This is a genomic window from Luteibacter sp. KNZ12-1A (assembly GCF_056755675.1).
The window spans coordinates 1-2,427 of the sequence record NZ_JBPGXU010000186.1 but is presented as its reverse complement, the minus strand read 5'-3'; the positions used below and the strand labels follow the sequence as shown (position 1 = coordinate 2,427).

Annotated in this window: 2 protein-coding genes and 1 pseudogene; all 3 read left to right on the top strand. The window is 69.6% G+C overall.

The features are described from left to right. Positions 1-464: pseudogene (locus ACR9ZJ_RS19220) on the top strand (hypothetical protein); the annotation flags it as partial. Between the two features lie 355 nt (positions 465-819). Next, on the top strand, positions 820-1,497 hold the full coding sequence (gene ftsE, locus ACR9ZJ_RS19215; protein WP_306848048.1) for a cell division ATP-binding protein FtsE: 678 nt from the start codon (positions 820-822) through the stop codon (positions 1,495-1,497). Then, positions 1,494-2,427, top strand: a 934-nt coding sequence (locus ACR9ZJ_RS19210; protein WP_481288670.1) for a cell division protein FtsX, incomplete at its 3' end; no start/stop codon positions are given. The genes ftsE and ACR9ZJ_RS19210, both read left to right, overlap by 4 nt.

Sequence of the window (2,427 nt, the reverse complement as noted above, 5' to 3'; positions counted from 1 at the left end):
CGGATACCGTGTCGACCGAAGTGCCGATGAAGACCGTGGTCGTCGCCGAAACGGTCGCCGAACTCCCGGCGGCCGCCGAAGCGATGGCCGATGCCTCCGCGCCGAAGAAGCGCCGCCGTCGCGGCGGCCGTGGCCGCGGTGCCCGCGAGGGTGCCGAGGGCGGTAACGCCGGCGGCGCGGGCAATGCCGGTAACAGTGCGAACAGGCGCAACGGTGGCCGCGAAGGTTCGAGCGGCGGCCGCGAGGCCTCGTCGGCTGGCAACGGCGCCTCGATGCGCGACTCCGCCAGGGCGCAGCAACCGGGTGCTTCGCGGCACGCCGAAGGTCAGCCGAACCCGAACCGCCGTCCTTCGCGCCAGGTGACGGCCAGCCGGCCGGCGTCCGCGCCTGCTCCGGCGGCGTCGCCCGCCAAGGAAAAGGTCGGTCTCCTGCGCCGCATCGGCCGGTTGTTCGGCGGGCGCTGAGGCAGGCACCCCATCGCCGACAGGGTCGGCTCCCACCAGGCCGAGTCCCGCCGGGCCGGCCCTGCCGAGCCGCCCCGGCCGGCCGGCCGACGTGGTGGGGAGCCCGCTCTGGTGGGAGCCGACCTTGTCGGCGATCCCGCGGCAGCGGGCCAGGTTGAGGCAAGCCCCCTGTCGCCGCTGAAGCGGCTCCCACAGCTGGGCGGCTCCACGGCAATCCGCTTCCACGGCAATCGGCTTTCACGGTCGGGCGGCTCCGATCCGGTGTGCGATTGGCTGAACCCCATCGGGCGCCGCGCCGCAAAAGCAACACCACATCCCTTATCCTCTGGGGCTTCACGGGCCAACGGGTGACGCGGTGATCGGTTTCGATCTGGTGAGCAAACGGTACGAGGGCGATCACCAGGCCCTTACCGATGTGTCCTTTAGCGTCGAGGCAGGCGAAATGGCCTTCGTCACCGGTCACTCCGGGGCGGGAAAAAGCACGCTGCTCAAACTGCTGGCGATGATCGAGCGCCCGACCAACGGCGTGGTGACCCTCGACGGGCGCAAGCTCAACACCGTGCGCCCCGCCGAGATCCCGAAGATCCGGCGCAAGCTCGGCATGGTCTTCCAGGACCACCGCCTGCTGCTGGACCGCAGCGTCTTCGCCAACGTCGAATTGCCCTTGATCATCGCGGGCGTCTCGCCAGCCGATCGTGGCCGGCGCGTGCGCGCGGCGCTGGAGAAGGTCGGCCTGCTCAGCTACGAGAAGCAGTTGCCCGAGGCGCTTTCCACGGGTGAACAGCAGCGCGTGGGCATCGCGCGTGCCATCGTCGCCAAACCCGCCGTGCTCATCGCCGACGAGCCCACGGGTAACCTCGATCCGCAACTGGCGATGGAGATCATGGGCCTGTTCGCGGAGTTCCAGGCGGTCGGTACCGCCGTCCTCGTCGCCAGCCACGACCTCATGCTGATCAAGCGAATGAAGAAACGCGTCGTCGTGCTCGATCACGGCAAGCTGGTCGCCGACGTTCCCGCGATGGAGGTGGTATGAACGCCGTCCGCGAGCCGCGTCGCGCGCCCGAGCCGGAAAAGACCCGCCGCAGCGAACCGCGCAAGGTGGGGGCGTGGCGTGAACACCATGCCTGGAGCATGTCGATCAGCCTGCGCCGTCTCGGCGCCCGCCCGCTCGGCACCTTGCTCACCGTGGCCGTGATGGGTGTGGCGCTGGCCCTGCCGCTGACCTTCTACCTCCTGCTCGGCAACGTGCAGCGGATGGGCGAAGCGCTCGGTCGCAACCAGTCCATCAGCGCCTTCATGAAGCCCGGCCAGAACGCCGGCATGGCCGAGACCGCCGCTTCCGCCCTGCGCGGTCGTCCGGAAGTCGCCGACATCGTCGTGCGCACGCCGAAGGATGGCCTCGACGAACTGGCGGAGGTACAGGGTTTCTCGGGCGCGCTGCAATCGCTCGATGCCAATCCGCTGCCTTACGTGCTTTCCGTGCAGCCCAAGCCAGGCTTGTCGGCCGAGGACATCGGCCGCCTCGTCGATTCGATGAAGGCCACGCCCGGCGTCGACATGGTCCAGGACACCGGTGCATGGCGGCAGCGTCTCGATGCCCTGCTCGGTGTGGGTACCCGTGCGGTCAGCCTGCTGGCCCTGTTGCTCGGCGTCGCCGCCCTGCTGGTGGTCGGTAATACGATCCGTGTCGATATCCAGAGCCGTAGCGCCGAGATCGGCGTGCTCCTGCTCATCGGCGCGAGTCGTCCGTTCGTTCGCCGTCCGTACCTGTATGCCGGTATCTGGCTTGGCTTCCTGGCAGGTGTCCTCGCCGTGGCGCTGGCCGTGGTCCTCGAGTTGGCCCTCGCCGGGCCCGTCGGCCGCCTGGCCGCGGCATACGACGGCAGCGTGAGCTTCGGCGGACTCCCCGCCTGGCTCCTGCTTTCGGTACCCTTCGCCTCGGCCGTGCTGGGGTGGCTCGGTG